The sequence below is a fragment of the Streptomyces sp. NPDC091387 genome (assembly GCF_044756945.1).
In the GTDB taxonomy this organism is placed as follows: domain Bacteria; phylum Actinomycetota; class Actinomycetes; order Streptomycetales; family Streptomycetaceae; genus Streptomyces.
Window position 1 is genome coordinate 108474 of record NZ_JBIVTZ010000009.1, and the last position, 25245, is coordinate 133718.

Genomic DNA, 25245 nt, shown 5'->3' on the forward strand with positions numbered 1-25245 from the left:
TTCAGGCTCGCCGGTAGACGGGCGGGCGCTTCTCGGCGAAGGCGCGGGCGCCCTCCTTGGCGTCGGCGGTGGCGAAGACGGGCCAGCCGCGTTTCAGTTCGGCGGCGAGGCCCTCGGTCTCCGTCATCTCCGCGGTCTCGTACACCGACGCCTTGACCTCTTCGACGGCGAGCGGGCCGCAGGCGTTGATCTGTTCGGCCACGGCGAGGGCCGCTTCCAGAGCGGTGCCGTCGGGGACGACCCGGCCGATCAGTCCGATCCGGGCCGCTTCCGCGGCGTCGTACGGACGGCCGGTGAGGAGCATCTCGAGTGCGTGGGTCCTGGCGATCTGGCGGGGCAGCCGTACGGTCGAGCCGCCGATGGGGAAGAGGCCGCGCCTGACCTCGAAGAGGCCGAAGGTGGCGCTCTCGCCGGCGATGCGGATGTCAGTGCCCTGGAGTATCTCGGTGCCGCCCGCCACGCAGTGCCCCTCGACGGCGGCGATGACCGGTTTGCGGGGGCGGTGGTGGCGCAGCATGGCCTTCCAGTGCAGGTCGGGGTCGGCCGTCATCCGGTCCCGGTACTGCTCGCCGTCCATGCCGTCCCCGGCGAGGGCCTTGAGGTCCATGCCGGCGCAGAAGCAGCCGCCCGCGCCGGTGAGGACGACGGAGCGGATCTCCTCGTCCGCGTCGGCGGCCAGCCAGCCGTCGTACAGGCCGACCAGCATCGGCAGCGAGAGCGCGTTCTTGCTCTCCGGCCTGTTCAAGGTGAGCACCAGTGTGGCGCCTTCGCGCCGCACGGTGAGGTGTTCCGTACCACCCATGGTCCGTCTCCCGTCTCAAGGCTGGGGAGTGTCCGAGAAGCAGCGTCGGCCGCCCGGACAACGCGAGACGGACGGACTCCTCGAACACGACCTAGAACAGGTTGCAGTAGTTGGGGAGGCAGTTCAATAGTTTTCTGACAGGTAGTCAGTTTTCTTCACGGGCCCCCTTCCCACTTGTGGCGGTCGGCGCTCTAATGACGCCGAGCCACTCAGCAACCGGGGTCAGGAGGAACGGTGGAGTACAACCTTGCCGACCTGTTCGAATCGGTCGTCGACGCTGTCCCGGAACGCGAGGCGCTCGTCTACCTCGATCATCCCGGGACGGGCGCCGAGCGCAGGCTCACCTACGCGGAGCTCGACGCCGCCGCGAACCGCGTCGCGCATCACCTGATCGAGGCCGGGATCGGTCCCGGCGAGCACCTGGGCCTGCACCTGTACAACGGCGTCGAGTACCTCCAGACAGTCCTGGCCTGCCTGAAGGCGCGCATCGTGCCGGTCAACGTCAACTACCGGTACGTGGAGGAAGAGCTGGTCTACCTCTACCGGGACGCGGACCTGGCGGCGCTCGTCTTCGACGCCGAGTTCGACGAACGCGTCGCGGCCGCCGCGCCGCAGGCGCCGAAGCTCCGCCATCTCGTCCGGGTGGGCGCTCACGCGAAGGGGGCACCGGGCCCGGACGCCGTCGCGTTCGCGGCGGCCGAGGCCGCCGGGGACCCGGGGCGCGGCTTCGCACCCCGCTCACCCGACGACCAGTTCATCATCTACACGGGCGGCACCACGGGCATGCCCAAGGGGGTGATGTGGCGCCAGGAGGACCTCTTCTTCTCCGGCCTCGGCGGCGGCGCGCCGACCGGCGAGCCGGTGAAGACCCCGCAGGAGCTGGCCGAGCGGGTGGCCGCGGGCGGGGACGGCATCACCTTCTTCCCCACTCCCCCGCTGATGCACGGCACCTCGACGCTCACGGCGTTCATCGGCTTCAACTTCGGGCAGCGGGTCGTGGTGCACCGCAAGTTCGTACCGCACGAGGTGCTTCGCACGATCGAGAAGGAGAAGGTCACCAGCGTGTCGCTGGTCGGCGACGCGATGCTGCGCCCGCTGATCGACGCACTGAACGGGCCGCTGAAGGGCACCGACTGCTCGTCGATGTTCTCCGTCTCCAGCTCGGGCGCGGTGATGTCGGACTCGGTCCGGGCGGAGTTCCAGGCACTGGTGCCCACGGTGATGCTGCTGAACAACTTCGGCTCCTCCGAGTCGGGTTTCAACGGCACCGCGACGGCCGACTCCGGGCCGGAGAACGGCTTCCGGCTGCGGATGAACTCACGTACGGCGGTCGTCGACCCGGCGACGTACGAGCCGGTGGAGCCGGGCGTGCCGGGGCGGATCGCGCAGCGCGGCCATGTGCCGCTCGGCTATTACAACGACCCGCGCAAGACCGCGGAGACGTTCTTCCGCAAGGGCGAGGAGCGGTGGGTGCTGCTCGGCGACATGGCGACGGTCGACGCCGACGGCATCGTCACGGTGCTCGGCCGGGGTTCGCAGTGCATCAACACCGGGGGCGAGAAGGTGTACCCGGAGGAGGTCGAGCAGGCGCTCAAGGCCCATCCGGACGTGTACGACGCGCTGGTCGCCGGTGCGCCCGACGCGCGCTGGGGCAGCCAGGTCGCCGCCGTGGTGCAGCTGCGCGAGGGCGCGGAGGCCCCCTCGCTCGACGACATCCAGGCACACTGCCGGTCACGGCTGGCCGGCTACAAGATCCCGCGGCACCTGGTGATCGCCCCGCAGATCCGGCGCTCCCCCAGCGGCAAGGCCGACTACCGGTGGGCCCGCTCGGTCGTCGCGCCCGCGCGTCCGGCCGACGCCTGACGGCTTGTACGGGCCCGGCACCGAATCACCCGAGTGCGCGGCCCCGCGTCCATGGCGGACGCGGGGCACGGGCGGCGGCGTAAGCCATTCGGGCACGTCCCGTACTCAACCGCTCACCCTGCGTGGCATCGGGGGGTGATCGCCCATAGCTTCGGCTCATGAGGAAACGACACTTGACATGTCTCGTGAGCATCGCGGCCGTCTCGGCCGCCGGACTGGGCATGGCCGTGCCGTCCGCGTCGGCCACTGCCGCCGGCGGCCATGTGGTGTATCCGGGCCAGTCGATCCAGGCAGCGGTGGACGCCGCACAGCCCGGTGACACCATCGTCGTCCGGCCCGGCACCTACCGCGAGAGCGTGCTGATCAGCACGCCCGGCCTGACCCTGCGCGGCTCCGGTGACCGTACGGTCATCGTGCCGGGCACGAGCCGCGCACAGCCGGACAACGCGTGCGCGAAGGCCGGGAACGGCATCTGTGTCCTGGGGACGGCCCAGCACACCGTGGACAACGTGTCCGTCCGGTCCCTGACCGTCACGGGGTTCGCCTCGAACGGCGTCTGGGCCTCCTGGACCGACGGGCTGGAGGTCCGGGGGGTGACCGCCGGGTCCAACGGCACCTGGGGCATCGCCCAGCAGCGCTCCACCCGGTCCGACATCCGCGACAACACCGCCCGCTCCAACGGCGACGCGGGCATCTTCGTCGCCAACAGTATCGACGAGGAGGGCGGCGCCACCGACACCCTGGGCACCCGGGTCCGGGGCAACACACTGACCGACAACCGGATCGGGTTCACCGCGCGGCGCGTGCGGAATCTGACCGTCAGCGACAACACCTTCACCGCCAACTGCAGCGGCGTGTTCGTCGTGGGCGACGAGGGGACGCCGAAGGCCGGCGCCATGACCATCCGGTCCAACCGGATCACCGGGAACAACAAGTTCTGCGCCGCAACCGACCGGCTGCCCGCGATCCAGGGCTCCGGAATCGTCCTCACCGGCACCGAGACCACCCAGGTGCGGTCCAACGTGATCCGCGACAACGTGGGCACCACACCGCTCTCGGGCGGCGTCGTGCTGTTCAAGAGCTTCGTCGGAGCGAAGAACACCGACAACACCATCAGCGGCAACGTGGTCACGGGCAACCAGCCGGCCGACCTGGCCGACGAGGACACCGGCACGGGCAACGACTTCACCGGCAACGTCTGCACGACATCCGCACCGGCCGGAATGTGCTGACCGTTGCACCCCCGTACGAGGAGAAGCGAGACGGCATGACCACCGTGAGTACCACCCCCACCCCCGCCGGCACTCCCCTCCGGCCCGTGGCCGGCCCGCAGCCCGCGATGCGGCTGCGCGAGATCGTGTTCGGCGCCGCCTGCGCCGCGGCCGTGCGTGCCGCGGCCCGGCTCGGTGTCGCCGACGCGCTGGGCGAGACGCCCGCCACCGCCGCCGAGCTGGCCGCGGTGGTGAAGGCCGAACCCGAGCCGCTGCGGCGGCTGCTGCGCGCCCTGTCCTGCTACGGCGTCTTCACCGAGACCGCGGACGGCGCGTTCGCCCACACCGAGATGTCGCGGCTGCTGCGCGAGGACGACCCGAACAGCCTCCGGTACATCTCGCTGTGGTGCACCGAGCCCTGGACCTGGGACGTCTGGCCCCGGCTGGACGACGCGGTGCGCTCCGGCGGCAACGTCTTCGAGGACGTCCACGGCAAGGAGTTCTTCGACTACCTCCACCAGGACGCCCACGAGTCGGCCCAGGTGTTCAACCGGGCCATGACGACGTCCAGCGTGCAGTCCGCGCTGGACGTCGCCGCGCTCCTCGACCTCACCGGGGTGTCCTCGGTCGCCGACATCGGCGGCGGCCAGGGGCACGTACTGGCGAGCCTGCTGGAGAAGCACCCGTCGGTGAGCGGCACCCTGATGGATCTGCCGGGGGTGGTGGCGCGGGCCGACGAACGGCTGCGGGACGGCGGCTCGCTCGCCGGCCGGGCGGCCATCGTGTCCGGGGACTGCCGTGAGGGCATCCCGGTGGCGGCCGATCTCTACATCATCAAGAACATCCTGGAGTGGGACGACGACAGCACCCGCCGGGCGTTGCGGAGCGTCGTCGCCGCGGCGCGTCCGGGGGCCCGGCTCGTCGTCATCGAGAACCTCGTCGACGACACCCCCTCGATGCGGTTCACCACCGCCATGGACCTGCTGCTGCTCCTCAACGTCGGCGGTGCCAAGCACACCCGGCAGAGCCTGGTCGACCGGCTGTCGGAGGCCGGGCTGCTGATCGGAGAGATCCGGCCGGTCAACCCCTACCTCCACGCGTTCGAGTGCGTGGTCCCGGACTGACCTCCCTGTCCCGGGCGGCACGCGAATCGCCCCGGGTCCGGCCGAAAGGCCGGACCCGGGGCGATCGTCGTCGTCACGCGGAGGTGTCGCGCTCCCAGCGGTAGAACTCCTGGGCCATCGCGTCCTTCGGCCCCCGCCAGGTCTGCGGGTCGTACGGGCTGATGAAGGCGGTGAGCCGGTCGCTGAGACCCCTGAACTCCGGGTGCTCGGTCACCTTAGCGATCTCCGGACCCGGCGGGCGCTCTGACTCGATCATGTGCAGGTAGACGTCGCCGAACTGGAACAGCTTGCGCCGGGTGACGCCGACCAGGTGCGGCAGCTCGCTGCTGTCGGAGGCGGCGAACAGTTCGGCGATGTCCGGCGCCGACTCCGGCGCCATCCGGGCGACGATCAGGGCGTGGTGCATCGGGGGGTGCCTTTCTGGTACCGGGCCCGGGACCCGGCCGGGAGGCCGGGTGGCCGGACCGTCGGCGGAGGGGGCGTCAGCCGGCCGTGACGGACGCCGAACGGCGCTCACGGTCGCGCTGCTCGATCTTGTCCCGGATGAGCTCCATCTGGACGCGCGAGTTGCGGTTGATGTTGTCGGTCATCCAGGCGTCGTCGACCGGGGCGTCCGGGCGCATCGCGAAGTCCTGCGTCCAGTGCATGCGGGTGCCACCGGGGACCTCTGAGTACTCCCAGTGGATGTCCATGTGCTGGAACGGGCCCGGCTCGACGCGACGGGCCCGCACGGTGCGGCCGGGCCGGTCCGTGGTGCGCTCCGAGACCCAGCTCCACACCTTGTCGTTGTCGTCGGGATGCATGGTCAGGCGGAAGGTGGTCCGCTCGCCGTCGCGCTCGATGATCTCGACCGCGGCGTACTCACTGAACAGGTCGGGCCAGTTCGCGAGGTCGTTGGTCATGTCCCAGACGAGGTCCAGGGGGGCGGCGATGACGATCTCGTTCTCGGTGTGTCCGGACACGTCAGGCTCCTGTCACGAGGCTGTTGTTGACGAGGTCGAGGAACTCACGGGGCGTCTTGCACCGGTCGGCTTCGGCCGGCAGCGGCTGTCCGTGCCGGTTCTCCAGTACGCCGACGATGCCGAGGAGGCCCAGCGAGTCGAGGCCGAACTCGTCGAAGGCGGTGCCGGGGCGGTCCTCCATGTCCCGGGGGTCGACGGTCAGTCCGGCGCCCTTCTTCATCAGCACGGCGAGTTCGTCGTAGGTCAGTCGGTCGGTCATGAGGGACTTCTCCTTCTCACGAGGGGTGTCGGTGGGGCGCTCACGCGCCGCGGCCGGCGGGGTGCCGCAGCACCATCGCCGCGTTCGAGCCCATGAGGCCGCGGCTGAGCACGAGCGCCGTCCGCAGTTCGGCGGTGCGGGCCCGTCCGGTGACGACATCGAGGTCGTGGCACACCTCGAAGACGTTGGGCGTGGGCGGGATCAGACCGTTCTCCATGGCGAGCACGGCAGCGGCCGTGTCCAGTACGGGCGCACCGCAGTACGCCCGTCCGATGCCCGTCTTGGGCGCGGTCACCGGTACCCGCCTGCCGTGCGGGCCGAGCGCGTCGGCCAGCGCCAGCGCCTCGGCCCGGTCCGCGGCGGGTACGCCGAGGGCGTCCGCGAAGACCACGTCGATCTCCTCGGGCGCACAGCCGGCCTCCCGCAGCGCACCCTCGATCGCGTGGGCGAGCCCCTCGCGGGACTCCTCCCAGCGCATCGCGGTGGTGAAGGTGGCGGCGTGACCGGCGATCTCGGCCCTGACCCGGGCGCCGCGCTCCCGGGCCGCGTTCTCCTCCTCGACCACGAACATCGCGCCGCCCTCCGCGGGCACGAATCCGCAGGCGTCCTTGGTGAACGGGCGGTAGGCGCGCGTCGGGTCCTCGCCGGTGCTCAGGTCCCGGTAGCCGAGCTGGCAGACGACGGAGTAGGGCGCGAGCGGGGCCTCCGCCGCGCCGACCACCACCGCCTGGGTGCCGCGCCGGACGGACCGGGCGGCGTGGGCCAGTGCGTCCAGGCCGCCGGCCTCGTCGCTGGCCACCACCGCGCACGGCCCCTTGAAGCCGCCGCGGATGGAGATCTGGCCGGTGCTCGCGGCGTAGAACCAGGCGATCGACTGGTAGGGGCCGACGTACTTGGAACCCTGGCCCCACAGCCGTTGCAGCTCGCGCTGGCCGAACTCGCCGCCGCCGGAGCCCGCGGCGGTCACCACGCCCACGCTGAACGGCGCGTCCTCGTAGTCCGCGCGGCCCAGCCGGGCGTCGTCCAGGGCCATGTCGGCCGCGGCCATCGCGAAGTGCGTGAACCGGTCGGTCTGGACGAGGTAGCGCTCCTCGATCAGGCTGACCGGGTCGAAGCCCCTGACCTCGCCCGCGATGTGCAGCGGCAGCTGCTCGCACCCTTCGCGGGTGACGCGGTCGAGCACGCTCATGCCCTCCTGCGTCCGCTTCCAGAAGGTCCCGGCGTTCGTGCCGTTGGGGGCGACGACGCCGATGCCGGTGACGACGGTGCGCCGGTCCTCTCGGGTTCTCATGGTGTCCTCCCACCGGTTCTGGTCAGGGCCACCGCGGACTGGAAGCCACCGAAGCCGCTGCCTACGGACAGGACGCTGCGCAGCTTCAGCTGGCGTGCGGTGCGCGGGACGTAGTCGAGGTCGCACTCGGGGTCCGGGGACTCGTAGTTCGCCGTCGGCGGGACCGTCTGGTGGACCAGCGCGAGTACGCAGGCCGCGATCTCTATCGCCCCGATCGCCCCGAGGGAGTGGCCGACCATCGACTTGATGGAGCTCATCGGTACGTCGTGGGCGTGCGCGCCGAGGGCCCGCTTCACCGCGGCGGTCTCGTGCCGGTCGTTCTGCTTGGTGCCCGAGCCGTGCGCGTTGACGTAGTCGATGTCAGAGGCGGCGATCCCGGCGTGGCCGAGCGCCCGGTTGATGGCCTCGGCCATCTCCAGGCCCTCCGGGGTCAGGCCGGTCATGTGGTAGGCGTTGCCGAAGGTCGCGTAGCCCGCGATCTCGCAGTACACCGTCGCCCCGCGGGCGCGGGCGTGCTCCAGCTCCTCCAGGACGAGCACGGCGCCGCCCTCACCCATCACGAACCCGTCGCGGCGGGAGTCGAAGGGCCGGGAGGCGTGTTCCGGGTCCTCGTTGTTGGCCGAGGTCGCCTTGATCGCGTCGAAGCACGCCACCGTGATCGGGGTGATCGGGGAGTCCGACGCCCCGGCGATGCAGACGTCGACGCGGCCTTCCTCGATGGAGTGGAAGGCGTAGCCGATCGCGTCGAGGCCAGAGGTGCAGCCCGTCGAGACGGTCTGCACCGGACCGTGCGCCCCCACCTGCTCGGCGACGGCGGAGGCCAGCGAACTGGGTGAGAAGGCCCGCTCCAGATGCGGCCCGGCCGGGCGGTGGTCGACGTCCCAGCGTGCGCCGCTGCCGCTGACGGCGACGTAGTCGTGCTCCAGCCGGGTGGTTCCGCCGACCGCGGTGCCGAGCGAGACACCCATCCGCCAGGGGTCGGTGCGCTCCTGGTCCAGGCCCGCGTCGGCGAGTGCCTCGCGGGCGGCGACCATCGCGAACTGGACGTACCGGTCCGCGCGGGCCACCTCCTCCTCGTCCAGTCCGTACGCGGCCGGGTCGAAGTCGCACTCGGCCGCGATCCGGGACCGGAAGCCCGCCGGGTCGAAGAGCGTGATGCCACGTGTCGCCGTGCGGCCGTTGGCGAGGAGGTCCCAGAAGGCCCGTGTGCCGATCCCGCCCGGCGCGACGACCCCGACACCGGTGACCGCCACGCGCCGGGTCATGATGCTGCCTCGGTTCGTTCTGGCGGCGCGCCCCGCTCGGCGCATTCGGTGTGCTCGGTGTCGACGTGGCCGAGCTCCGGGCGGGGGGCGAGCGGCCCCAGGTGGAAGACCATGCGCGCCTCGATGTCGCCGACGTTGCGGAAACGGTGCCGGACGTTCGGGGGGATGAGCAGCCCCTGGTCGGGCCGCATCGCGTGCGGTTCACCGTCCAGGTCGACCTCCAGGAGCCCGTTCACGACGTACACGAACTCCTCCGAGTACGGGTGGTAGTGCTCGCCGATGCGGTCTCCGGGCTGAACAATGGCCAGCCCCATGAAGCCGCTGGTGGCGCCCACCGCCGTGGGGGTGAGCAGAGCGCGCAGGTCACCTCCGCGCCTGCGGTTGGGCTGGGTTTCGCTGAGGTCCACGATGCGTGGCCGGTGCATGGTCATGACTGTTTTCCTCCTGGCGCGTTGCGCGTGGTGTCGACGGGTCGGGCGAGAACCCCCCGGGGTGCCGATCCGCGGTTCAGGACTCCGCGGCCCGGCGGTCGGTGATCAGGTGCATCTCGGCGCGGGCGAGGAAGCGCGCGGCGTCCTGGTCGCTGGTCGGCACGGCGTTCGCCTCCCCGTCGAGGAGTCGGGCGAGCCTGGCGGCCTTGCCGGGGCCGTGGATGCCGAGCGAGCGGTCGGGCTGTGCGTCGAGCGGTCCGTCCACCTCCAGGAGGCGGACGACGATGTCGTCGCGCTGGAAGATCGTGCTGCTGTCGATGGGGCTGCCGGCGTCGTCGGCCTCCTCCTCGTCGTGCTCCGCCAGCAGCCGGGCCAGGGCCATGCCGCAGCCCTCCTTGGCCTGGTAGAACAACGCGTGGCGCTTGAGGTCCCGGTCGGGGTGACGGCCCGTCGTCACGTGGTGGACGGTGGGCAGCGCCGCCCGGGTGAAGAACATCCGGGCGGAGTCGGGGTCGGACAGGTCGCGGTCCTGCTCCAGGTACGGGTTGATCGCCTCCTCGACGGCCCGGACCTCCGGCTGCCGGGAGACGTGGCGCAGGGCCGCGAGGAGGTCGCCCTCGACCTCGACCGCGCGCACCACCCGATTGCCGTGCATGAACAGCGAGGTGCGGCGCAGCCGGGTGTGCTCGTCGACCCGCGCCTTCGGGGAGTCGTACTCGGCGAGGAGCTTCGCGACGATCTCCTCGGTGCCCGGCCGGACCGTGAAGGTCAGCGCGTGGCGCACCACTCCGTCGCCGAGGCGGGGCGCGGACTGGAGGCCGCCCTTGAGCGGCGCGAAGCTCTCCTCGAAGGCGGCGCCGGTCTCCCGCAGGACGCTGAAGCGCAGCGACCGGGTGTCGCGCACGCAGCTGTGCAGGGGCTGGACGGTGGCGACGTGGTCCTCGCTGTTGACCCAGGCGAGGAAGGGCGGCGCGCTCTCCCACTCGCTGGTGATGAGCCACTGGGACGGGTTCTCGATGGACTGGCACAGCTGGTCGCTGATGTGGCCGGGGATGGAGGCCACCTGGTTGCGCATGTGCTCGTAGGCCTCCAGGAACTGCTTCTGGGCGCCGTCGTGCAGGTCAAGCAGCAGGATGACCCGCAGCCTTGATCCGTCGAAGGCGGACTGGGAGGTCCGTTCCGAGAGGGTGGTGGTCATCTTGCGAACTCCTTCGAGACGGTGGGGCGGCCCGGCCTTCCGGTTCGCTGGGTAACCGGTGGCTGTCGAGTCGGATCGGAGCGGGGAGTCTCCCGGCGGATGCGCACGGTCCGCCCGGACCGCGGGCGTCGTCTCCGTCACCGATCGTGAAACGCTGGTCCGCCTGACGCGAGATTTATGAACCGTTCAGGTGAGCGGGCGTCCGAACCGCTCGCACCAGGGCATGGACATTGCATCTGTACGGCGTCCGAGCTGGAGCAACTGATGAATGAGAACGTCGACCTCCATGTACCGGTCCTCATCGTGGGCGGCTCCCTGGTGGGCCTGTCCGCGTCCCTTTTTCTCGGTCGGCTCGGCGTCGAGCATCTGCTGGTCGAGAAGCACGCCGCCACCTCGACACACCCACGCGGTCGCGGCAACAACGTGCGCACGATGGAGGTCTTCCGCCGGGCGGGGGTGGAGGAGCGGATCCGGGCGGCCGCGTCGGTGCTGGCGGAGAATCACGGCATCCTGCAGGCCGGGTCGCTGACCGGTGACGACCAGGAGTGGCTGTTCAAGGAGATCGACCCGGGGGGCGCCCTGGCCCGCTTCAGTCCGACGGGCTGGTGCCTGTGCAGCCAGAACGACCTGGAGCCGGTGCTGCTGGACCGGGCCCGGGAGCAGGGCGGCGACCTGCGGTTCTCCACCGAGCTGCTCTCGTTCGACCCGGACGGCTCAGGGGTCGGGGCGGTCCTGAAGAACCGGGAGACCGGGGAGCACACCACGGTGCGGGCGGACTATCTCATCGCCGCCGACGGCCCGCGCAGCCCGGTCCGCGAGCAGCTGCGCATCGGCCGTTCGGGGGCCGGAGACCTGTTCCACAACGTGAGTATCACCTTCCGTTCCCGCCGGCTCGCCGAGGTGCTCGGTGACCGGCGCTTCATCGTGTGCTACCTGACGGGTCCGGAGGCGGACGGCGCCCTGCTGCCGGTGGACAACGTGGAGCAGTGGGTGTTCCACGCCCCGTGGCAGCCCGACCGGGGCGAGACGCTGGAGGACTTCACGGACGAGCGGTGCGCCGAGCACATCCGCAAGGCGGTCGGCGACCCGGACATCGACGTGGAGATCACCGGAAAGGCGCCGTGGCACGCGGCGGAGCGGGTGGCGGACCGCTACTCACGGGGCCGGGTGTTCCTCGCCGGTGACTCGGCGCACGAGATGTCGCCCACCGGGGCGTTCGGCTCCAACACCGGCATCCAGGACGCGCACAACCTGGCGTGGAAGCTCGCCGCCGTGCTGCGCGGCGAGGCGGGGCCGGGTCTGCTGGACACGTACGGGGCGGAGCGGCTGCCGGTGGCGCGGGCGACGAGCGAGCGGGCCTCGGCGCGTTCCGGCGAGCACAGCCACCCCGGGTACGCGCCGCCGCCGACCGTGGGCGGCGGCAAGCGCGGCGGAATGCTGAACGTGGCGCTGGGCTACCGCTACGTGGACGGCGCGGTGCTGGGCGTCGCCCCGGATCAGCCGGTGGTGCCGCAGGGGATGCAGCTGACGGGGGAACCGGGCAGCCGCGCACCGCACTTGTGGGTCCGACGGGCGGGTGAGCGGATCTCCACCCTGGATCTCTACGAGCGGTCGTTCGTGCTGCTCGCCGATGGCGCGGACGTGGCGTGGCGGCGGGCGGCGGCGCGGGTCGGTGACCAACTGGGCGTGCGTCTGGACGCGTTCGGCATCGGCACCGGTCCCGGCGGCGATCTGGAGCCGGAGGCCGGTGCCGACTGGGCCGGGGCGCACGGAACGAGCGCCGAGGGCGCTGTGCTGGTCCGCCCCGACGGGTTCGTCGCCTGGCGCTCGGAGTCGGGCGTCGAGGACGCGGAGGCGACGCTGCTCGACGTCATGGTGTCGCTGCTGCGCCGGGGCTGACGCGGCGGGCGGCCCTGTGCCGCGCCGTCAGGCCAGGCCGAACGACCGGAGGGCCGCGAGGTACTCCTCCGGCCGTTCGGTGTGCACGAGATGGCCGGCGTCGATGGTGACGAGCGTGCAGCCGGGGATCCACCGGGCCGCCCGGGCGAGGTCCTCCTGGTCGATCTGGCTGCTCGGACCGCCTCCGATGACCAGGGTGGGCGCGGTGATGCCGCCGAGGCGTTCACGGCTCGCCGGATCGGGGTCGTTGAGCTGGGCGTTGATGGCCGGCACCACGGGCCAGTCGAAGTCGAGCTCCCCTTCGGGGCGTTCGGCGGGGCCGCGGGGCGGGTCGAGGGGGAAGGGCGGCGGGGCCTCCTCCAGGACGAGCCGGCCGATGAGTCCGGGCTGCCGCGCAGCGAGCAGGCAGGCCGCGGCGCCGCCCATGGAGTGCCCGACGACCGTGGCGCCGGAGAGGTTGCGGGCCTCCAGGAACGCGTGCAGATCGTCGCGGAACAGCTCGAAGGAGTAGCGGCCCGGCCAGTCGCTGAGTCCGTGGCCGCGGAAGTCGAAGGCGTACACGCGGTGTTGGGCTGCCAGCTCCGCGGCGATCGATGTCCAGGTGCGGCTGTCGCCGCAGCGTCCGTGGACCAGGACGACCGGCGGCGCGGACGGGTCTCCCCACACCCGGTAGGCGAGCCGTATCCCGCCGGCCTGCACGCTGTGCACGTCCGGGTCCAGGAAGGCGGTGACGGTACGGGTGAAGGCCCCCGGGTCGTCGAGCCACGGGAAGTGTCCGGCGCCGCGCTGTACGGCGAACTCGGCGTTCGGGAAGAGCGCGGCCAGTTCGGCGGCGCGGTCGGGGGTCGTCACACCGTCGTACTCTCCGGCGAGGACGAGCACCGGGGCGGGCAGTTCGCGCAGGGCGGCGACCGTCGTGGCCGCATCGAACGCGCCCTGCCCGTAATAGCCCTGGGCGGCAAGGGCGTTGATCTGCGCCGAGGACGACGCGGCGTGGTCCTGCGCGGCGTCGTCCCAGCGTCCGTAGAGGAACGGCCGTGCGGCAGAACGGAGTTCGTCCGTGAGGCGTCCCGCCCAGATCTCCTCCAGGGCCGGGAGCGCTTCCTCGTACCACGGTTCCGTGCGGCGCAGCTCGGCGGCCTCCCGGGCCTCGCGTTCGGCGAACCCGAATCCGGCGGCGCGTGTTCCGGGTGCGATGAGGAGCAGGCTGCGCAGCGCCCGTGGGTACCGCGCGGCGTAGAGCGCGGCGAGGTCGCCCGCGGCCGAGTGGGCGAGGAGGTCGATGTGTTCCAGCCCCAGGTGTTCGCGCAGTGCCTCGACGTCGTCGACCATCCGGTCGCAGCGGTAGGTGGCGGGGTCGTCCGGTACCGCGGAGTCCCCGGTGCCCCGCAGGTCGAGCAGCACCAGCTGCCGCCGGTCGTCGAGTCCGCCCAGGCGTCCGAGATAGGCACTGGCCCGCATGGCCCCGCCCGGCAGGCAGATCAGGGGGGTGCCCTGCCCCTCGATGTGGTAAGCGAGCTCGGTTCCGTCGTACGTGTGGAAAGTCGGCATGGAACCATCCAAACAGGGCCGACCTCGTGATGCGGCCCTGTTCGGTACGAGCGTATCCGCGGTACGGGCACGGCCGCTGACCGGTACGGCGCGGCGGTCCGGCCGGTTCGGACGCGGTCGCGCGACATGCGTCGCGTCCCACCTCTTGCCAGCGGGCCGAAGATCCTGAATTACTGCTCCCGGGAGGAACGACCGAATGATCGGTCGTCTGCACGGCGCACGGAAGAGGGAGATCCGCATGACGGCTCTGCTGGACGCGGCGGAAGGGATGGACCGCGAGGAGCTGCGGGCGCTCCAGCTCGAACGGCTGCGGGCGACCCTGCACCACGCCTACGCCCATGTCGGCCACTACAGAGCGGCGTTCGACCGGGCGGGGCTGCTCCCTGACGACTGCCGCTCGCTCGCCGATCTCGCCCGGTTCCCGTTCACCACCAAGGCCGATCTGCGGGACAACTATCCGTTCGGGATGTTCGCGGTGCCCGAGGAGCAGGTGCGCAGGATCCACGCCTCAAGCGGCACGACGGGCCGCCCGACCGTCGTCGGCTACACGCAGGGCGATCTGGACACCTGGGCGGACGTGGTCGCCCGCTCGATCCGGGCAGCGGGCGGCCGCCCGGGACAGAAAGTCCATGTCGCCTACGGATACGGGCTGTTCACCGGCGGGCTCGGCGCACACTACGGGGCGGAACGGCTCGGCTGCACGGTCATTCCCGCGTCCGGCGGCATGACGGCCCGGCAGGTCCAGCTGATCCAGGACTTCCGGCCCGACATCATCATGGTGACGCCGTCGTACATGCTGACGCTCCTGGACGAGTTCGAGCGGCAGGGCGTCGATCCGCGGACGACGTCGCTGAGGACGGGGATCTTCGGCGCCGAGCCGTGGACGCAGGAGATGCGGCGCGAGATCGAGGAGCGGTTCGCGATCGACGCGGTCGACATCTACGGGCTGTCCGAGGTGATGGGGCCGGGTGTCGCCCAGGAGTGCGTGGAGACGAAGGACGGGCTGCACATCTGGGAGGACCACTTCTATCCGGAGGTGGTCGACCCGTTCACCGGCGAGGTGCTGCCCGAGGGCGCGGAGGGCGAGCTGGTGTTCACCTCGCTCACCAAGGAGGCCATGCCGGTGATCCGCTACCGGACCCGGGACCTGACCCGGCTGCTGCCGGGGACGGCACGGGTCTTCCGGCGGATGGAGAAGGTCACCGGGCGGAGCGACGACCTGGTGATCCTGCGCGGGGTGAACCTCTTCCCGACCCAGATCGAGGAGATCGTGCTCCGTACGCCGGCGGTGTCGCCGCACTTCCAGCTGCGGCTGACCCGCGAGGGCCGCCTCGACGTGCTGACGGTGCGGGCGGAGGCGCGGGCGGGGGCGACACCGGGGCAGCGGGCGGCCGCCGCCGCGTCGGTCGCCGCGGCCGTCAAGGACGGGATCGGGGTCTCGGTCGGGGTGGAGATCCTCGACCCGGAGACGCTGGAGAGGTCGGTCGGCAAGTTCAGGCGGATCATGGACGAGCGGGACCGGCCGGGCAGTTGACCGGGGGCCCCGGAAGTTCCGGTGCAACGTGCCATGGGCCCCCCGTGGTTGCTGTGGCAGTATGCGTCGATGTGGCGACGGCCCGCAGGGGGATTGTCCGGCCCGCGCCACCTCGTCCCGCCTGTTCGCGCACCCTGCGTACTCCTCGCACACTGCGCGCCGAAGCACTCTGGAGCGCTCCATGACGCCAGGTCCGGCCCACTCCTCGATCGTCGACACCAGCAGGCCGCACCCGGCGCGCGTCTACGACTACCTTCTGGGCGGCAAGGACAACTACCCCGTCGACCAGGAACTCGGCGAGCGGATGCCGCCCGTGGCGAAGGTCGGTGTCGCGCAGAACCGGGCGTTCATGCAACGGGCGGCCGGCTGGGCCGCGCGCACGGGCATCGACCAGTTCCTCGACATCGGGACGGGGATTCCCACCCAGCCGAACCTCCATCAGATAGTCCAGGAGATCAACCCGGCGGCCAGGATCGTCTACACGGACAACGACCCGATCGTCCTGCGTCACGCCGAGGCGCTGCTCATCAGCACCCCGGAGGGCGCCACCGGCTACCTCGACGCCGATGTGCGCGAGCCGGGGAAGATCCTCGACCACGCGCGAACACTGCTCGACTTCGACCGGCCCATCGCGCTGTCCCTCATCGCCCTGATGCACTTCGTTCCCGACGAGGACGACCCCTACGGCATCACCCGTACCCTCCTCGACGCACTGCCCTCCGGCAGTTGCCTGGTGCTTTCGCACTTCACCGATGACTTCCTCTCCGTCGAGCAGGACAAGACCGAGGAGTACCGGTCGAGCGGGATCAGCCTGCGGCCCCGGACGCGCTCCGAGGTCGCGCGGTTCTTCGACGGACTCGACCTCGTCGACCCGGGCCTGGTCACGGCCCCCCGGTGGCACAAGGACACTCCGCTCCCGCAGGACAGCGGGGTCACCGACAGCTTCCACGTCGGAGTCGCCCGCGTCCTGCGGTAGGCGTCTCAGGCGAAGCGGTCGCGCAGTTCCCGCTTGAGGATCTTGCCGCTGGCGTTGCGCGGGAGTCCGTCCACGAAAAGGATCCTCTTCGGGGCCTTGAAGTGGGCGAGCCTCTCGCGGGCGTGGCCGATCAGTTCGGCCTCCGTCGCCTCCCCGCGCAGCACGACGACGGCGGTGACGGCCTCGATCCAGCGTTCGTCGGGCAGCCCGACGACGGCTGCCTCGGCGACCGCGGGGTGGGTGTAGAGGGCGTCCTCGACCTGGCGGGAGGCGACGAGGACGCCGCCGGAGTTGATGACGTCCTTCACCCGGTCGACGACGGTGAGGTAGCCCTCCGGATCGCGTACGGCGAGGTCGCCGGAGTGGAACCAGCCGTCGCGGAACGCCTCGGCGCTCTCCTGCGGCTTGTCCCAGTAGCCGTCGCACAGCTGGGGTGAGCGGTAGACCACTTCGCCGGCCGTGCCGTCGGGGACGTCCTTGCCGTTCTCGTCGACCACCCTGGCCTCCACGAAGAGGACGGGCCGGCCGCAGGAGTCCATCCGGCCCTCGTGCTCGTCGGGTCCCAGGACGGTGGCGAGCGGGCCGATCTCGCTCTGCCCGAAGCAGTTGTAGAAGGCGAGTCCGGGCAGCCGGTCGCGGAGTCGTTCCAGCACGGGCACGGGCATGATCGACGCGCCGTAGTACGCCTTGCGCAGCCCGCCGAGGTCGCGCCGGGCGAAGTCCGGGTGGTTGGCGAGACCGATCCAGACGGTCGGCGGGGCGAAGAGACTGTCGGCCTGTCCGGACTCGACGAGGTCGAAGATCCGGCCCGCGTCCGGGGAGTCCAGGACCGTGTTCTCGGCGCCGACCGCGAGGTAGGGCAGCAGGAACACGTGCATCTGCGCCGAGTGGTAGAGCGGCAGGGCGTGGACGGGCCGGTCGCCGGCGCGCAGGTCGAGGGCGGTGACGGCGCTGACGTACTCGTGGACGAGGGCGCCGTGCGTCATCATCGCGCCCTTGGGGAGCGCGGTGGTCCCCGAGGTGTACAGCAGCTGGGCCAGGTCGCCCGCGGCCGGTTCGTGGCCGGCCGTGAAGGCGCGCGGCGTGGCCAGTTCGTCCAGGAGGGAGTTCGGGGCGTCGCGCAGCGCCCGTACGGGGTAGCCGTCGGGGACGCGGCCGGCGAGGTCCGGGTCGGTGAGGACCAGGGAGCTGCCGGACTGGCTCAGGATGTACGCCAGGTCCTCGCCCGTGAGGTTCTGGTTGACGGGGACGTGGACGAGTCCGGCGCGGGCACAGGCGAGGAAGCCGATCAGGTACGCGTCGGAGTTGTGGGCGTAGGAGGCCACCCGGTCCCCCGGCCGCAGCCCGTGTCCGTCCATGAGGACGGCGGCCGCGGTACCGACCGCCTCGTCGAGCCCGCGATAGGACCAGGTCCGGTCGGCGTACCGCAGGGCGGTCCGCTCGGGGGTGCGCCGTGCGCTGCGGGTCACGACGCCGTCCACTGTGCTGCTTCGTACACCTGTCATGGCGTGATCCTGTGCGGGCGGGGCCCGGTGGTCAAGGGCCGGGATACCGGCCGGGACGTCGCGGGAGGTGCGGCCGGGTCCGCCCGGAGGTTCAGGGGCTGATCGCGAGGAAGACGAACGCGGCGAAGATCGAGAGGTGGACGCCGCCCTGGAGGAGGGTGGCGCGTCCCGGTACGACGGTCAGCGCGCCCACCACCACCGTCAGCGCGAGCAGCACCATATGGGTGGCGCTCAGTCCGAGGTGGAGTGGGCCGGTGGCCAGATCGAGGCGAGTGCGATGGCCGGGATGGTCAGGCCGATGCTGGCCATCGCGGAGCCGAGTGCGAGGTTGAGGCTGGTCTGGACGCGCTCGCGGCGCGCGGCCCGGACGGTTCACCGACCCGGTGGGCGATCACCTCGGAGTGGTGCACGGCGGCCAGGACGGCGCCCGCGAGGCAGAGCGCCATCACGGCGACGGCGAACGGCGACGGCTCGCGCCCCCAGCTGAGGATCAGTGCGACGGCTGCGACGAGCGGCACGACCACGGTCCACCGGGTCGCCAGTGACCGGATCGTCGCGCTCGTGTTCATGGGCCATACGCTGCCAGAGGTGGCCGGGGCCCGCGCGGTGGGCGGGCCCCGGCAAAGACGTCAGGCGTGTCCCTCCCAGTAGGGCTCGCGCAGACGCCGTTTGTACAGCTTGCCGTTGGGGTCGCGGGGCATCGTCGTGATGAAGCCGAGGGTCTTGGGGCGTTTGTACCCGGCGAGCTGCCCGTCGCAGTGGCCGAGGATCTCGGCGGCGAGCGCGTCACCCGCCTCGTGCCCCTCCGCGGCCTCGACGACCGCTCTGACCTCCTCGCCCCAGTCGGCGTGCGGAATGCCGAAGACGGCGGCGTCGGCGACCGCGGGGTGGGTGAGCAGCGCGCTCTCGATCTCGGCGGGGTAGATGTTGACCCCGCCCGAGATGATCATGTCGATCTTGCGGTCGCGGAGGAAGAGGTAGCCGTCCTCGTCGAGGATGCCGAGGTCGCCCACGGTGAAGAAGTCCCCGATGCGGTTCTTCCTCGTCTTGCCCTCGTCCTTGTGGTAGCTGAAACCGCCGGTGCTCATCTTCATGTAGACGGTGCCGAGCTCGCCGGGCGCGAGGCGGTTGCCCTCGTCGTCGAAGACCGCGAGTTCGCTGATCGGCCAGGCCCGGCCGACGGTGCCCGGCTTCCGCAGCCAGTCCTCTGCGGTGGCGAAGGCGCCGCCGCCCTCGCTGGCCGCGTAGTACTCCTCGACGCACTGGCCCCACCAGTCGATCATCGCCCGTTTGACGTGGTCGGGGCAGGGGGCCGCCCCGTGGATGGCATGGCGCATCGCCGTGACGTCGTACCTCTGCTTCGCCTCCTCGGGGAGGGCGAGGAGGCGGTGGAACTGGGTGGGGACCATGTGCGTGTGGGTGCAGCGGTGGGTGTCCATCGCCCGCAGCATCTCCTCGGGCGACCACTTGTCCATCAGGACCAGCGGGTGGCCGATGTGCAGGGCGGCTCCCGCGAACTGGAGGACCGCTGTGTGGTAGAGCGGTGAGCAGACCAGATGGACGTTGCCGTCGAACGGTTTGATGCCGAAGATGCCGAGGAAGCCGCCGAGGTAGGTCTCCTCGGGAAGCTTTCCGGGCAGCGGGCGCCGGATGCCGCGCGGCCGGCCGGTGGTACCGGACGTGTAGTTCATGACCCAGCCGAGGGTGCGTCCCTCCGGGGGCGATACCGGCCGGTTCTCCAGCAGTTCGGTGTACGGGCGGAAGCCTTCGGCCGTGCCGACGCCGTAGCGGTGGCTCGCCGGCAGTTTCGCCTCGTCGGCGGCGGCGGTCGCGGCGTCCGTGAAGCGTTCGTGGGCGATGAGCACCTTGGCGCCCGAGTCGGAGACGATCCAGGCGATCTCGGGGCCGACGAGGTGGTGGTTGACCGGGACGAGGTAGAAGCCGGCCTGCGAGGCGGCGAGGTAGGCGGTGAGGAACTCGACCCCGTTGGGCAGGACGACGGCGAAGGCGTCGCCCTCCTCCAGGCCGGCCGCGCGCAGTCCGTGGACCATCCGGTTGGCATCGGCGTGCAGCCGTCCGGCCGTCCACTCCTCGCCGTCGGGTGCGATCAGGACCGTACGGTCGGGGTCGGCGGTGGCCTGGGCCCAGAAGCCGTTGGGCGGCTGGTTCATGCGGTGCTCCGTCCGGCGATGCGGTTGATCCGGTCCACGGCGCGTTCGAAGCCGCGGGTCAGGTCGTCGAAGACGGCCTGCACGCTGCGTTCGGTGTTCATCCGGCCGACGATCTGGCCGACGGGGGTGCCGAGCAGGGCGCCCGTCTCGTACTTCTGGATACGGGAGACGGCCTCGGCGACCAGGAGGCCCTGGAGCGGCATGGGCAGCGGGCCGGGACCCGACGGGTCGTCCCAGGCGTCCGTCCACTCGGTACGCAGCTGGCGCGCGGGTTTACCGGTGAGGGCGCGGGAGCGGACGGTGTCGCCGGAGCCCGCGGCGAGGAGTTTGGCGGTCAGGGCCCGGGAGTGCATGTCGGCCTCCTCCGTGGTGAGCCAGAGGGAGCCGAGCCAGACGCCCTGGGCGCCGAGGGCGAGCCCGGCGGCGACCTGTTCACCGCTGCCGATGCCGCCCGCGGCGAGGACGGGGAGCGGGCCGACCGCGTCGACGACGTCCGGGACCAGCACCATGGAGGCGATCTCCCCGGTGTGGCCGCCCGCTTCATAGCCCTGGGCGACGACGACGTCGATGCCCGCGTCCGCGTGGTGCCGGGCGTGCCGGGCACTGCCGGCGAGGGCGGCGACGAGGACGTCCTGGCCGTGGGCGCGGGCGATGACGTCGGCGGGCGGTGAGCCCAGCGCGTTGGCGAGCAGCTTGATGGGGTAGCCGAACGCGACGTCGAGCTGGTTGCGGGCGACCTCCTCCATCCAGCCGGTGATGCGCCAGCCGGAGGCCTCGCCCTCGGCGAGTTCGGGGACTCCGTGCTTGGTGAGGGTGTCCTGGACGAACTGCCGGTGTCCGGGCGGGATCATCGCCTCGACATCGGCCTCGCTCACGCCCTCCACCTTCTTCGCGGGCATGACGACGTCGAGGCCGTAGGGCTTGCCGTCGGTGTGTTCCTGCATCCAGTCGAGGTCGCGTGCGAGGTCGTCGGGGGCGGTGTAGCGGACCGCACCGAGCACGCCGAATCCGCCGGCCCGGGTGATGGCCGCGGCCACCTCGGGGAACGGCGTGAAGCCGAAGATGGCGTGCTCGATCCCCAGTTTCTTGCTCAGCTCCGTCTCCATGGGCGGCAGGATGCCGCAGTCGGACAGCCGAAGGAAGAGATTTCCTGATGCAGTGTCAGATTCTTTGTGGCTCCAGGGGCCTCCGGGGCGGCGGGGGTGACAGTACCCTCTGGTTCGGCAGGAAGTTTCAGGACCGGAAGAGATTTCGAAAGTTACTTTCACGCGGTGGGAAGGGGTTCCGGATGACCGAGGACACGGCGGGTGCGGGCATCAGCCGACGGAGGCTGGGCGGTGGGATGCTGGCCCTGGGCGGTGCACTCGCCCTGGCGCCGATTCCGTTCGCGGAGCGGGCGTCTGCCACGGAGTCGGGGGCGGGGTCGTCGGACATGCGCACAGGAACCGCGGCGGGTTCGCCGTCCGGGCAGAACCGGCCGACGCTGCGGCGCGGGTCCGCCGCCCGCGCCGGACTGCTTCAGGAGCCCCTCGACCAGTTGGTCACGGAGGCCGAGAGATATCTCGCCGACTCCCCCGGGCACCCCTGGTACGCGGGCGCGGTGCTGCTCGCCGGGCGGGGCGGGACGGTCGCGCTCCAGCGGCCGATCGGCAAGGCGCTGCGCTACGCGGCGTACGACGAGAAGACCGACACCGGTGTGGAGTTCCCGCCGGAGCAGCAGATTCCCATGGCAGAGGACACGGTCTTCGACCTGGCGTCGGTGTCGAAGCTGTTCACCTCGATCCTGGCCGTGCAGCAGATCGAGCGCGGCAGGCTGGAGCTGGAGGCGACCGTCGCCTCGTACCTCCCCGACTTCGCCGGGGGCGGCAAGCAGGACATCACGATCCGTCAGCTGCTCACGCACACCTCGGGCTTCCGCGCCTGGATTCCGCTCTACTCGGCGCCCACCCGGGAAGGAAAGCTCGCGCTGATCTGGAACGAGGCGCCGGCGAGCCCGCCCGGCACGGTGTACCTCTACTCCGACCTCAACCTGATCTCGCTCCAGCTGGTACTGGAGAAGATCACCGGCCGCACCGAGGACGTACTGCTCCGCGAGCAGATCACCGCTCCGCTCGGGATGCACCGCACCCGCTACAACCCGCCGGCTTCCTGGAAGCCGAAGATCGCCGCGACCGAGGACGCGCGACCGCCGTGGTCGGGACTGGACCGCGGGCTGGTCTGGGGCGAGGTGCACGACGAGAACGCGTACAGCCTCGGCGGCGTCGCCGGTCACGCCGGAGTCTTCTCGTGCGCCTGGGACCTGGCGATCCTCGCCCGCACGCTCCTCAACGGCGGGGTGTACGGGCGCGCGAGAATCCTCTCCGCCCACTCGGTGGACCTGCTGTTCACCGACTTCAACACGGCGTTCCCCGGTGACGCGCACGGCCTCGGCTTCGAGCTCTACCAGCACTGGTACATGGGAGCGATGGCCACCCCGCGCACCGCGGGCCACACCGGATTCACCGGCACCAGTCTGGTCCTGGACCCGACGACCGACTCGTTCCTGATCGTGCTGGGCAACTCGGTCCACCCGGTGCGCAACTGGCGCTCCGGCAGTGCGCCGCGCGTCGCCACCGCCAACCAGATGGCGCGCGCCGTCGCGGTCCCGCCGGCCCGAGGCCGTACGGCATGGTTCTCCGGCCTCGCCAGTGCGTCATCGGCCACACTGGCACTGCCGCCGCTGACTCTCGCGTCCTCGCGCGCCCGGCTGTGCTGCGCCCTGTGGTGGGACACCGAACCGGACTCCGACTTCCTCCTCCTGGAGGTTTCGGCGGACGCCGGGGCGAGCTGGCAGCCGGTGCCCTTCACCACCGTCCCGACGTCGCAGGACCAGCGGCCGCGGCCCGAACCCCATCCGGCCGGCTCCGTCTCCGGCTGGTCGGGCCGCGTCTGGCACCGGCTGGACGCGGACCTGTCGGCGTGGCACGGCACCGAGGTGCGGCTGCGCTGGCGGTACGCCACGGACCAGCTGTACGTCGGCCGCGGGGTCTACGTCGACGCGATCCGGGTCGAGGACGGCGGCCGCACGGCCTTCGACGAGAGCCGGCCGGGCGACGCCCGCCGCATCGAGGCGGACGGATGGTCCCCCTCGGCGAACTGACGTGAACCGACGCGGACCGCCGCCTGATCCGGACCGATCGCCGACGGGCCGGATCAGGCGGCGGCGCAGTCCGGCCTGCCCGACGGCGGGCGGGTCGTAGGCCATGTCGAGCCTCCCGACGTCGGCGCCGGGAGGCACGAGGGCGTCGATCCGGTCGAAGACCTCGTCGGTCAGCACGGCCCCCACGCCCGCGAGGAGGTCGTCGAGGTGCTCCATGGTGCGCGGGCCGATGATCGCCGGGGTGACGCCGGGGTGAGCGACGGCGAACGCCATCGCCAGGTGGGTCAGCGACATCCCGGCGCCCCGGGCCACCGGGATGAGCTGTTCGACCGTGTCGAGCCGGCGCTCGTCGGTCAGGTGCCGGTAGCCGCGGCCCGCCCTGAGGCTGTCGGTGGCCTGGCCCTCGCGGAAGCGGCCGGTGAGCAGACCCTGTGCGAGCGGGCTCCGGACCATGGCGCCCATGCCGTAGCGCTCGCAGACGGGCACAGTACCTCGCGCTCGATCCCCCGGTTGAGGATCGAGCACGGGGGCTGCTCGGTACGGAACCGCTCCAGGCCGCGCCGCTCGGCGACCCACTGCGCCTCGACGATGTCAGAGGCCGGGAACGTGGAGGCACCGATGGCCCGGACCTTCCCCGCACGCACCAGATCGGTGAGGGCGGAGAGGGTCTCCTCCACGTCGGTGTCCGGCGCGGGCCGGTGGACACCGTCATGACGAACGGCAACACCTCGGCGCCCGCCACCGGTGCCTGCGCCGCCTCCTGATCCGCGCGGCCGGGGCGCGGCCACTCGATGACCGCGCCCCGGGAGCCCGCCCGGTCACCGCCCCGGGAGCGCGCCCCGGTGGCGGCGCCCTCGCGCCTGCCGTACCCCGGTCACCCGCGTACTCCCGTCGGGGCGGCCGGCTCGCCGACGCGCGCACGGCTCGCCGGGACCGTCGCCCCGGCGGGTGCGGGCGCGGTCGACTCCCGTACGACGAGCCTCGGCCTGATCAGGAGCGAACGCCCCGCGACCGGGGCCGAGTCGATACGGGCACGCAACTGCTGAAACGTCTCGGCGGCCATCTCCGGCAGCGGCTGGCGGACCGTGGTGAGCGGCGGCTCGAAGAGGTCGGCGAGCAGGATGTCGTCGAACCCGACCACGGAGACGTCCTGCCCGGCGCTGCGCCCGGCGTCCTTCGCACCCCGGCAGATCCCGATCGCGCACATGTCGTTGATGGCGACGAACGCGGTGGGCGGGCGCGGCCGGCCGAGGAGTTCGCGGGCGGCGTTGCGCCCGAGCTCGGCGGCGTCCTTGTCGCCGAACTCGGCGGTGTCGGCGCCGGGCCAGACGATCGCGTCGGCCGGGTCGAGGCCGGCCGACTCCAGGGCGGCCCGGAAGCCGCGCAGCCGCTCGCGGCGGTTGACGCTGTTGACCGAGCCCGAGACGAACGCCAGCCTGCGGTGTCCCAGCTCAAGCAGGTGACGGGTGGCGAGCTCGGCGCCCATCGCGTTGTCGACGCTGATGGAGGACAGTGACGGCGGGTCGCCCGCCTGGGCGGTGCGGTCGAAGGCGACCATCTTCAGACCGCGACCGAGCAGCGGGGCGACGTGGTCGAGCGAGGGCAGCGAGGAGCAGAGCACCACTCCGCTCACCCCGTCGGCCAGCAGTTCCTCGCTGTACTTGAGCTCGCGGGCCGGGTCGCGCTCGCTGTTGCAGAGCAGCACGTGGTAGCCGTCGGCGAGCGCGATGGCCTCCAGCTCCCGGGCGAGCGCCCCCCAGAAAGGGTTGGCGACGGACGGCACGATCAGGCCGATGACCTTGATCCGGCCGGTGCGCAGCATTCGCGCGGCGCGGTTGGGCCGGTAGCTGAGCTGCTCGATCACCCGCTCCACGCGGGCCAGGGTGGCCGCCTGCATACGGTCCGTACGCCCGTTGAGGACGTTCGACACGGTGCTCGCGGATACTCCCGCGGCCTCCGCGACCTGATGGATCGTTACCCCGCTCATGCCACCTCCGGTTCGGAACGCGTTCAGCCAGACTAGTGTACCGATTTACTGAACTCGCTTCACCGGTATACCAGTTA

General features: G+C 71.5%; 21 protein-coding genes and 2 pseudogenes. 7 read left to right on the forward strand and 16 right to left on the reverse strand.

What is annotated here, in order from left to right:
• Position 1: 1 nt before the first annotated feature.
• On the reverse strand, positions 2 to 802 hold the full coding sequence (locus tag ACIQM0_RS19830; RefSeq protein ID WP_363021919.1) for a crotonase/enoyl-CoA hydratase family protein: 801 nt from the start codon (positions 800 to 802) through the stop codon (positions 2 to 4).
• Between the two features lie 234 nt (positions 803 to 1036).
• Between ACIQM0_RS19830 and ACIQM0_RS19835 the strand changes: the two genes are divergently transcribed.
• The 3 genes from ACIQM0_RS19835 to ACIQM0_RS19845 all read left to right on the forward strand — a co-directional run bounded on the left by ACIQM0_RS19835 (position 1037) and on the right by ACIQM0_RS19845 (position 5000).
• Positions 1037 to 2665, forward strand: a complete 1629-nt coding sequence (locus tag ACIQM0_RS19835; RefSeq protein ID WP_401288256.1) for an acyl-CoA synthetase — start codon at positions 1037 to 1039, stop codon at positions 2663 to 2665.
• A 158-nt stretch (positions 2666 to 2823) separates the two neighbouring features.
• The gene (locus ACIQM0_RS19840) at positions 2824 to 3897 is read left to right on the forward strand and encodes a nitrous oxide reductase family maturation protein NosD (protein ID WP_401288259.1); all 1074 of its coding nucleotides are present in this window, start codon (positions 2824 to 2826) and stop codon (positions 3895 to 3897) included.
• 35 nt (positions 3898 to 3932) lie between these two features.
• A complete protein-coding gene (locus ACIQM0_RS19845; RefSeq protein ID WP_401288261.1) occupies positions 3933 to 5000 on the forward strand; it encodes a methyltransferase in 1068 nt (355 codons plus the stop codon).
• A 73-nt stretch (positions 5001 to 5073) separates the two neighbouring features.
• Here ACIQM0_RS19845 and ACIQM0_RS19850 read toward each other — a convergent pair whose 3' ends face one another.
• The 7 genes from ACIQM0_RS19850 to ACIQM0_RS19880 all read right to left on the reverse strand — a co-directional run bounded on the left by ACIQM0_RS19850 (position 5074) and on the right by ACIQM0_RS19880 (position 10406).
• The gene (locus ACIQM0_RS19850; RefSeq protein ID WP_362959280.1) at positions 5074 to 5406 is read right to left on the reverse strand and encodes a TcmI family type II polyketide cyclase; all 333 of its coding nucleotides are present in this window, start codon (positions 5404 to 5406) and stop codon (positions 5074 to 5076) included.
• A gap of 76 nt (positions 5407 to 5482) precedes the next feature.
• Entirely contained in the window at positions 5483 to 5962 is a 480-nt protein-coding gene (locus ACIQM0_RS19855; RefSeq protein WP_363021913.1) for an SRPBCC family protein, read from the reverse strand.
• A 1-nt stretch (position 5963) separates the two neighbouring features.
• Positions 5964 to 6221, reverse strand: coding sequence for an acyl carrier protein (locus ACIQM0_RS19860; RefSeq protein ID WP_401288266.1), 258 nt, complete (start codon positions 6219 to 6221; stop codon positions 5964 to 5966).
• 40 nt (positions 6222 to 6261) lie between these two features.
• Complete coding sequence (locus ACIQM0_RS19865; RefSeq protein WP_401288269.1) at positions 6262 to 7512, reverse strand: ketosynthase chain-length factor; 1251 nt, start codon at positions 7510 to 7512, stop codon at positions 6262 to 6264.
• Entirely contained in the window at positions 7509 to 8777 is a 1269-nt protein-coding gene (locus ACIQM0_RS19870; RefSeq protein WP_401288271.1) for a beta-ketoacyl-[acyl-carrier-protein] synthase family protein, read from the reverse strand. The genes ACIQM0_RS19865 and ACIQM0_RS19870 overlap by 4 nt, the downstream gene beginning before the upstream one ends.
• A complete protein-coding gene (locus ACIQM0_RS19875; protein ID WP_363021907.1) occupies positions 8774 to 9208 on the reverse strand; it encodes a cupin domain-containing protein in 435 nt (144 codons plus the stop codon). Before ACIQM0_RS19875 ends, ACIQM0_RS19870 begins: the two co-directional genes overlap by 4 nt.
• A gap of 76 nt (positions 9209 to 9284) precedes the next feature.
• Positions 9285 to 10406, reverse strand: coding sequence for a SchA/CurD-like domain-containing protein (locus tag ACIQM0_RS19880; RefSeq protein ID WP_401288274.1), 1122 nt, complete (start codon positions 10404 to 10406; stop codon positions 9285 to 9287).
• Positions 10407 to 10670: 264 nt separating this feature from the next.
• On the opposite strand from ACIQM0_RS19880, the gene ACIQM0_RS19885 reads away from it, so the two are divergent.
• The gene (locus tag ACIQM0_RS19885) at positions 10671 to 12305 is read left to right on the forward strand and encodes an FAD-dependent oxidoreductase (RefSeq protein WP_401288277.1); all 1635 of its coding nucleotides are present in this window, start codon (positions 10671 to 10673) and stop codon (positions 12303 to 12305) included.
• Between the two features lie 27 nt (positions 12306 to 12332).
• Here the strand turns inward: ACIQM0_RS19885 and ACIQM0_RS19890 are convergent, their stop codons facing one another.
• On the reverse strand, positions 12333 to 13856 hold the full coding sequence (locus ACIQM0_RS19890; protein WP_401288280.1) for an alpha/beta fold hydrolase: 1524 nt from the start codon (positions 13854 to 13856) through the stop codon (positions 12333 to 12335).
• 238 nt (positions 13857 to 14094) lie between these two features.
• On the opposite strand from ACIQM0_RS19890, the gene paaK reads away from it, so the two are divergent.
• Together paaK and ACIQM0_RS19900 are read left to right on the forward strand one after the other, a co-directional pair.
• Entirely contained in the window at positions 14095 to 15390 is a 1296-nt protein-coding gene (paaK, locus tag ACIQM0_RS19895) for a phenylacetate--CoA ligase PaaK (RefSeq protein WP_401288283.1), read from the forward strand.
• 181 nt (positions 15391 to 15571) lie between these two features.
• Positions 15572 to 16366: an SAM-dependent methyltransferase gene (locus tag ACIQM0_RS19900; RefSeq protein WP_401288286.1), complete on the forward strand. Its 795-nt coding sequence runs from the start codon at positions 15572 to 15574 to the stop codon at positions 16364 to 16366.
• Positions 16367 to 16371: 5 nt separating this feature from the next.
• On the opposite strand, the gene ACIQM0_RS19905 is transcribed toward ACIQM0_RS19900, so the two are convergent.
• The 5 genes and pseudogenes from ACIQM0_RS19905 to ACIQM0_RS19925 all read right to left on the reverse strand — a co-directional run bounded on the left by ACIQM0_RS19905 (position 16372) and on the right by ACIQM0_RS19925 (position 21148).
• Entirely contained in the window at positions 16372 to 17871 is a 1500-nt protein-coding gene (locus tag ACIQM0_RS19905; RefSeq protein WP_401288289.1) for an acyl-CoA synthetase, read from the reverse strand.
• Positions 17872 to 17962: 91 nt separating this feature from the next.
• Positions 17963 to 18240 (reverse strand): annotated as a pseudogene (locus tag ACIQM0_RS19910) (ionic transporter y4hA); the annotation flags it as partial.
• On the reverse strand, positions 18162 to 18440 hold the full coding sequence (locus ACIQM0_RS19915; RefSeq protein WP_401288291.1) for a hypothetical protein: 279 nt from the start codon (positions 18438 to 18440) through the stop codon (positions 18162 to 18164). The gene ACIQM0_RS19915 and the pseudogene ACIQM0_RS19910, both read right to left, overlap by 79 nt.
• A gap of 60 nt (positions 18441 to 18500) precedes the next feature.
• Positions 18501 to 20042, reverse strand: coding sequence for an acyl-CoA synthetase (locus ACIQM0_RS19920; RefSeq protein WP_401288293.1), 1542 nt, complete (start codon positions 20040 to 20042; stop codon positions 18501 to 18503).
• The gene (locus ACIQM0_RS19925; RefSeq protein ID WP_401288295.1) at positions 20039 to 21148 is read right to left on the reverse strand and encodes an NAD(P)H-dependent flavin oxidoreductase; all 1110 of its coding nucleotides are present in this window, start codon (positions 21146 to 21148) and stop codon (positions 20039 to 20041) included. The genes ACIQM0_RS19920 and ACIQM0_RS19925 overlap by 4 nt, the downstream gene beginning before the upstream one ends.
• 182 nt (positions 21149 to 21330) lie before the next feature.
• On the opposite strand from ACIQM0_RS19925, the gene ACIQM0_RS19930 reads away from it, so the two are divergent.
• Positions 21331 to 23181 carry a serine hydrolase gene (locus ACIQM0_RS19930; RefSeq protein ID WP_401288298.1) on the forward strand — a complete coding sequence of 617 codons (1851 nt, stop codon included), beginning with the start codon at positions 21331 to 21333 and terminating at the stop codon, positions 23179 to 23181.
• A gap of 57 nt (positions 23182 to 23238) precedes the next feature.
• On the opposite strand, the pseudogene ACIQM0_RS19935 reads toward ACIQM0_RS19930, so the two are convergent.
• Both ACIQM0_RS19935 and ACIQM0_RS19940 read right to left on the reverse strand, forming a co-directional pair.
• Positions 23239 to 23885: pseudogene (locus ACIQM0_RS19935) on the reverse strand (aldo/keto reductase); the annotation flags it as partial.
• Between the two features lie 170 nt (positions 23886 to 24055).
• Complete coding sequence (locus ACIQM0_RS19940; protein ID WP_363021890.1) at positions 24056 to 25168, reverse strand: LacI family DNA-binding transcriptional regulator; 1113 nt, start codon at positions 25166 to 25168, stop codon at positions 24056 to 24058.
• Between the last annotated feature and the right edge of the window lie 77 nt (positions 25169 to 25245).

Excerpts from the sequence above, each read along its gene's own strand:
- ACIQM0_RS19830 (WP_363021919.1), bottom strand. The coding sequence starts at position 802 with ATGGGTGGTACGGAACACCTCACCGTGCGGCGCGAAGGCGCCACACTG.
- ACIQM0_RS19840 (WP_401288259.1), top strand. The coding sequence starts at position 2,824 with ATGAGGAAACGACACTTGACATGTCTCGTGAGCATCGCGGCCGTCTCG.
- ACIQM0_RS19845 (WP_401288261.1), top strand. The coding sequence starts at position 3,933 with ATGACCACCGTGAGTACCACCCCCACCCCCGCCGGCACTCCCCTCCGG.
- ACIQM0_RS19850 (WP_362959280.1), bottom strand. The coding sequence starts at position 5,406 with ATGCACCACGCCCTGATCGTCGCCCGGATGGCGCCGGAGTCGGCGCCG.
- ACIQM0_RS19860 (WP_401288266.1), bottom strand. The coding sequence starts at position 6,221 with ATGACCGACCGACTGACCTACGACGAACTCGCCGTGCTGATGAAGAAG.
- ACIQM0_RS19865 (WP_401288269.1), bottom strand. The coding sequence starts at position 7,512 with ATGAGAACCCGAGAGGACCGGCGCACCGTCGTCACCGGCATCGGCGTC.
- ACIQM0_RS19870 (WP_401288271.1), bottom strand. The coding sequence starts at position 8,777 with ATGACCCGGCGCGTGGCGGTCACCGGTGTCGGGGTCGTCGCGCCGGGC.
- ACIQM0_RS19875 (WP_363021907.1), bottom strand. The coding sequence starts at position 9,208 with ATGACCATGCACCGGCCACGCATCGTGGACCTCAGCGAAACCCAGCCC.
- ACIQM0_RS19880 (WP_401288274.1), bottom strand. The coding sequence starts at position 10,406 with ATGACCACCACCCTCTCGGAACGGACCTCCCAGTCCGCCTTCGACGGA.
- ACIQM0_RS19885 (WP_401288277.1), top strand. The coding sequence starts at position 10,671 with ATGAATGAGAACGTCGACCTCCATGTACCGGTCCTCATCGTGGGCGGC.
- ACIQM0_RS19890 (WP_401288280.1), bottom strand. The coding sequence starts at position 13,856 with ATGCCGACTTTCCACACGTACGACGGAACCGAGCTCGCTTACCACATC.
- paaK (WP_401288283.1), top strand. The coding sequence starts at position 14,095 with ATGACGGCTCTGCTGGACGCGGCGGAAGGGATGGACCGCGAGGAGCTG.
- ACIQM0_RS19900 (WP_401288286.1), top strand. The coding sequence starts at position 15,572 with ATGACGCCAGGTCCGGCCCACTCCTCGATCGTCGACACCAGCAGGCCG.
- ACIQM0_RS19905 (WP_401288289.1), bottom strand. The coding sequence starts at position 17,871 with ATGACAGGTGTACGAAGCAGCACAGTGGACGGCGTCGTGACCCGCAGC.
- ACIQM0_RS19915 (WP_401288291.1), bottom strand. The coding sequence starts at position 18,440 with ATGAACACGAGCGCGACGATCCGGTCACTGGCGACCCGGTGGACCGTG.
- ACIQM0_RS19920 (WP_401288293.1), bottom strand. The coding sequence starts at position 20,042 with ATGAACCAGCCGCCCAACGGCTTCTGGGCCCAGGCCACCGCCGACCCC.
- ACIQM0_RS19925 (WP_401288295.1), bottom strand. The coding sequence starts at position 21,148 with ATGGAGACGGAGCTGAGCAAGAAACTGGGGATCGAGCACGCCATCTTC.
- ACIQM0_RS19930 (WP_401288298.1), top strand. The coding sequence starts at position 21,331 with ATGACCGAGGACACGGCGGGTGCGGGCATCAGCCGACGGAGGCTGGGC.
- ACIQM0_RS19940 (WP_363021890.1), bottom strand. The coding sequence starts at position 25,168 with ATGAGCGGGGTAACGATCCATCAGGTCGCGGAGGCCGCGGGAGTATCC.